Source organism: Teichococcus deserti, from assembly GCF_001982615.1.
GTDB lineage: Bacteria > Pseudomonadota > Alphaproteobacteria > Acetobacterales > Acetobacteraceae > Pseudoroseomonas > Pseudoroseomonas deserti.
Map to the genome: position 1 here is coordinate 1 of NZ_MLCO01000337.1, position 4,409 is coordinate 4,409.

Annotated in this window: 5 protein-coding genes; 4 read left to right on the plus strand and 1 reads right to left on the minus strand. The window is 73.6% G+C overall.

Annotated elements, in window-relative coordinates; translation table 11 throughout:
• The 4 genes from BKE38_RS26390 to BKE38_RS26405 all read left to right on the plus strand — a co-directional run.
• Positions 1–741: substrate-binding domain-containing protein (locus BKE38_RS26390; RefSeq protein ID WP_076960181.1), on the plus strand; the 741-nt coding region annotated here is incomplete at its 5' end.
• A 137-nt stretch (positions 742–878) separates the two neighbouring features.
• A complete protein-coding gene (locus BKE38_RS26395; protein WP_083747892.1) occupies positions 879–1,709 on the plus strand; it encodes a MetQ/NlpA family ABC transporter substrate-binding protein in 831 nt (276 codons plus the stop codon).
• A 26-nt stretch (positions 1,710–1,735) separates the two neighbouring features.
• Complete coding sequence (locus BKE38_RS26400) at positions 1,736–1,963, plus strand: carboxymuconolactone decarboxylase family protein (RefSeq protein ID WP_076960182.1); 228 nt, start codon at positions 1,736–1,738, stop codon at positions 1,961–1,963.
• An 81-nt stretch (positions 1,964–2,044) separates the two neighbouring features.
• The gene (locus BKE38_RS26405; protein ID WP_076960183.1) at positions 2,045–3,211 is read left to right on the plus strand and encodes a D-alanyl-D-alanine carboxypeptidase family protein; all 1,167 of its coding nucleotides are present in this window, start codon (positions 2,045–2,047) and stop codon (positions 3,209–3,211) included.
• A gap of 100 nt (positions 3,212–3,311) precedes the next feature.
• On the opposite strand, the gene BKE38_RS26410 is transcribed toward BKE38_RS26405, so the two are convergent.
• A partial coding sequence (locus BKE38_RS26410; RefSeq protein WP_076960184.1) for a serine hydrolase domain-containing protein occupies positions 3,312–4,409 on the minus strand: 1,098 nt, incomplete at its 5' end.

A 4,409-nucleotide genomic window follows, 5' to 3' on the forward strand; every position in this document is an offset into this window, starting at 1 on the left:
TCGTCGTTCGCCTCCGTGGCGGCCCCCGGCCGGTGCCGCGCCCGCCCGGGCCGCTCGCTGCGCCGGCTGCGCGAGCACCGGGTTGACGGCATTCTGCTCTGTCCCGCGATTGGCCCCACGGCGGCGGAGATCGGTGATCTTGGCCTGCCCTGCGTGCAGGCGATGCGCCGGGCGCCGGGGCTGGCGGGCGACTTCGCCGGCCCTGCAGACCGCGAGAGGATGGAGGCACTGGCCGGGCATCTGATCGCCGGCGGCCGCCGGCGCTTTGCCTTCGCCGGTGCCGGCATGCTGCATTCCGGCGTGCGCGAGCGGCTCGACGGGCTGCGCCGCGCGCTGCGCCGCAACGGGTTGCCGCCGCCGGTGCTGCTGCGCACCCCCGGCACCCGCGCCGGCGGCGAGGCGGCGGCGCAGCTGCTGCAGGCGCTGCCGCAGCGGCCGGATGCGCTGGTCTGCGTCAACGACGTGCTGGCCTTCGCCGCCATTCCGGCGCTGCAGCGGGCCGGCTGGGGCGTCGGCGGCGAGATTGCGGTGACCGGCATCGGCGATGTCGCCGAGGCCGCCACCCTCCGCCCGGCGCTGACCACGCTGCGCACCGAGCCGCGCCGCATCGGCGAGACCGCGGTGCGGCTGCTGCTGCGCCGCGTGCAGGACCCCGAGGCCGCCGCCGAGCAGGCAATCCTGCCGACCCGGCTGGTCGTGCGGGAATCCTGCGGCGGCGCCCGCGGTGTGCCCGAGATTTAGCGATTCCGGCGTGTTGAAGCGCGGACCGCACGCCGGCCATCCGCATTTGCGCATTGAGCCGCGGCGGTCACCGGCCTAGTCTCCGGGCTGGCCAGCGCGCCGATCCACTTCTCATGATCGCGAATTGAACCGCCGTGATGCTGAAGCCTCGCCCGATCCTGTCCCGCCGCCGGCTCGCCGGCCTGACGCTCGCCAAGCTGACTCTCGCCAGCCTGGTCGCAGGCGGCGCCGCCCGGGCGCAGGACGCCCCGCTGCGCATCGCGCTCGCCACCAGCATCTCCAACCAGGCCATCGAGGCCGCGGCGGCGGAGGCCAGGACGCAGGGGCTGGAGGTGCGGCTGACCGAATTCGCCGACTGGGTGACGCCCAACCGCAGCGTCGTCTTCGGCGAGCAGGACGCCAACCTGTTCCAGCACCGCCCCTACCTGACCTTCACCAACCAGCAGGCCGGCTGGAACCTGGTGCCGGTGGCCCCCGCCTACGCCACCGCCTTCGGCCTCTATTCCAGGCGGCATGCGTCGCTGGACGCGCTGCCCCAGGGCGCGCGCATCGGCTATTCCGGCGATGTCATCAACACCGGCCGCTCGTTGATGCTGCTGCGCCAGGCAGGGCTGCTGCGGCTGCGCGACGGCGCCGAGGAGCGGGCGACGCCCGAGGACATCCTCGACAATCCGCGTCGGCTGCGGCTGGTGGCGATCGACGGGCCGCAGATCGCCCGCACGCTGGAGGAGCTCGATGCCGGCGTCACCTATCCGACCTTCGCCAAGCTCGGCGGACTGGATCCGACGCGCGCGCTCGCCCTCGAGAACGACCCCCGCTACGCCTTCCATTTCGTCGCGCGGCCCGACCGCGCCGGGGATGCGCGGCTGCGGCACTTCATCCGGATCTACCAGAATTCCGCGGCGGTGAAGGACGTGCTGCGCAAGCTCTACGGCGCGCTCGTCTCCTTCCCCGACCCCACCGTCTGATAGTCCCCCATCGCGGAGCCGATGCCATGAACGCCGCCGCCTCGATCCCGCTGCCCTCGGACAGCGGGCTGAGCACCAAGACCCGGGCCCTGATCGCGCTGGCCGCCGGTCATGCCGCGCGCAGCCCGGCCTGGGTCGAGACCCATGCCGCCCGGGCCCGCACCGCCGGCGCCACGCCGCAGGAGATCGCCGAGGCCGCCGGCATCGCCGCCGCCCTCGAGGGCGACGCCCTGCCGCTCTGGGAAGAGGGCTGAGCCGGCGCGGGTCCCGCCGGGGCGTTTCGCCCCCGGAAGGCGGCTGGCCGCGCGACCGCGCTTGGCCTAGCTTCCGCCGCCATGTGCCGTCCGCTTCCCCTGCTTGCCGCCCTGATCAGCCTTGCCGCCGCGCCGGCCCACGCCCAGCCGGCGCCGCCGGGCGTGCCGGCCGCCGCCTGGCTGGTCTATGACCGCGCCGCCGGCCAGGTGCTGGCCTCGGCCAATGCCGGGCAGCGCTGGGAGCCGGCCTCGCTGACCAAGCTGATGACCGCCTATCTGGTCTTCGAGGCGGTGCGCGATGGGCGCCTCGGCTGGCAGCAGGTGGTGGCGGCGCCGGCCACGGTGCGTCGTGTCGGCACGGAAGAGTCACGCATGTATCTGCAGCCGGGCAACCGGCTGTCGGTGCGCAGGCTGATCGAGGGGCTGCTGATCATCTCGGCCAATGACGCGGCGGTGACGCTGGCGACGGCGGTGGATGGCGGCGAGGCCGCCTTCGTCGCGCGGATGAATGCGGCCGCTGCCCGGCTCGGCATGACGGGGACGCATTTCAACAATCCCTCCGGCATTCCGGGCCCCACGCATTACACCACGGCCGAGGATCTGCTGAGGCTGACGCTGGCCTTCGACCGCGACTTCCCCGATGTCTACGCCATCACCCGGGCGCCGCAATTCCGGTACCGCGCCTTCCACGGGCAGGCCTCCAACCCGCTGCTGGCGCAGGATGCCGCGGTGGACGGCTTCAAGACCGGCCATACCGAGGCGGCCGGCTACAACATCGTCATTTCCGCCCGCCAGCGCAGGATCGGCGCCGCCGGCCAGCCGCGCGACCTGGTGGCGGTGCTGCTGGGCACGCCGAGCAAGGGCGACCGCGCCCGCGGCGCCGAGCTGCTGCTCGACTATGCCGGCAGCGCCTTCCATCTTGCCGAGGTCTTCGCCGCCGGCCAGGAGATCCAGCGGCTGCGGGTGCCGGGTTCCGCCGAGGGCGAGGTCGGTCTCGGCGTCGAGGCGACGCAGCGGATGGCGCTGGCCGCCGGCAGCGCGGCCACGCTGCGCGTCACGCTGAAGGACGACGCCGACATCTTCGCGCCGCTGCCGCAGGGCGCGGTGCTGGGCGAGGTCGAGGCGGTGCAGGGCGAGCAGGTGCTGGCCCGCGCGCCGCTGATCACCCTGCAGGAGGCGACGCCCGCCGCCTGGCCGCTGCGCTTCTATGACTGGGTGGCGGTGCGGCTGGCGCGCTGGATCGGCTAGAGCGGCTTGCCTGCGGAAGGGTGCAGGCAGCCCGCGCTTGCCCGTTGTCTGATCGCGTGATTCAGGCGTTTCGGTGCTTCCGCCTCAAGCCATCACCGGTCTAGCGCAGCCCATCATAGACCGCGTCGCGGATGGCGCGCGGGAAATCGCCGGCCATGCCTTCGATCGTCGTGTTGGTCATGGCGACGACCACCAGCCGCTGCGCCGGGTCGACGAACCAGGAATGGCCATAGACCCCGCCCCACTGCCAGGTGCCCGGCGATTGCGGCGTGGCTGCCGCCTTGGGATCCAGCAGGATCGAGAAGCCCAGGCTGAAGCCCCAGCCGGGCATGGGTGAATCGCGCGGCACCAGCCCCTCGGCATGATGCGTCAGCAGCGCGACGCTGTCGGGCTTCAGGATCGGCGCGCCGCCCTGGCGCAGCGCCTCGAGAAACCGCAGGAAATCGGGCGCCGTGCCGACCATGCCGGCGCCGCCGGAGGGGAAGGAGGCCGGGTCGAAGGCACGCCGGAGCGAGAAGGCGATATGGCCATGGCCCAGCCGCAGCCTTTCCTCCTCGGCCATGCGGGCGGGGCGCGGCGCGGCGTCGACATAGGGCGTCGCCAGCCGCGCCGGATCGGGTGGCGCGAAGCCGGTATCGGCCATGCCCAGCGGCCCGGTCACCAGCCGCCGCGCCAAATCCGGCAGCGGCGCGCCGGCGGCCGCCTGCATCGCCGCCCCGAGCACGTCGGTCGCGACCGAATAGGCCCAGCCCTGGCCGGGCAGGTAGGCGAGCGAGACCGAGGCGATGCGGCGCAGATTCTCCTCCAGCGACAGGCCCGGCTGGTCGAGGCCGTCGGAGACATGGGCGCGGCGATAGGGGCCGCGATCGGCCTGGGCGAAGGCATAGCCCAGCCCCGCCGTATGGGTCATCAGCTGGCGGATGGTGATGTCCGGCCGGCGGCCATCGGCCAGCGCGGGCTGGAACTCCGGCAGGTAGCGCGTGGTCGGCGCATCGAGCGCCAGGCGCCCCTGCTCGACGAGGGCCAGCGCCGCGGCGGCGGTGATCGGCTTGGTCATCGAGGACAGGCGGAAGACCGTGTCTTCGCGCATCGGCGCCGCCGCCTCGCGATCGGCGAAGCCGGCGGCGCGGCGATAGACGGTCTGCCCGTCGCGCGCCACCAGCACCACCGCGCCGACGATGCGCTGGCGCGCCAGCGC

Bases quoted from the DNA above. Each gene is read 5' to 3' on its own strand.
- BKE38_RS26405 (WP_076960183.1), top strand. From the start codon at position 2,045: ATGTGCCGTCCGCTTCCCCTGCTTGCCGCCCTGATCAGCCTTGCCGCC.
- BKE38_RS26400 (WP_076960182.1), top strand. From the start codon at position 1,736: ATGAACGCCGCCGCCTCGATCCCGCTGCCCTCGGACAGCGGGCTGAGC.
- BKE38_RS26395 (WP_083747892.1), top strand. From the start codon at position 879: ATGCTGAAGCCTCGCCCGATCCTGTCCCGCCGCCGGCTCGCCGGCCTG.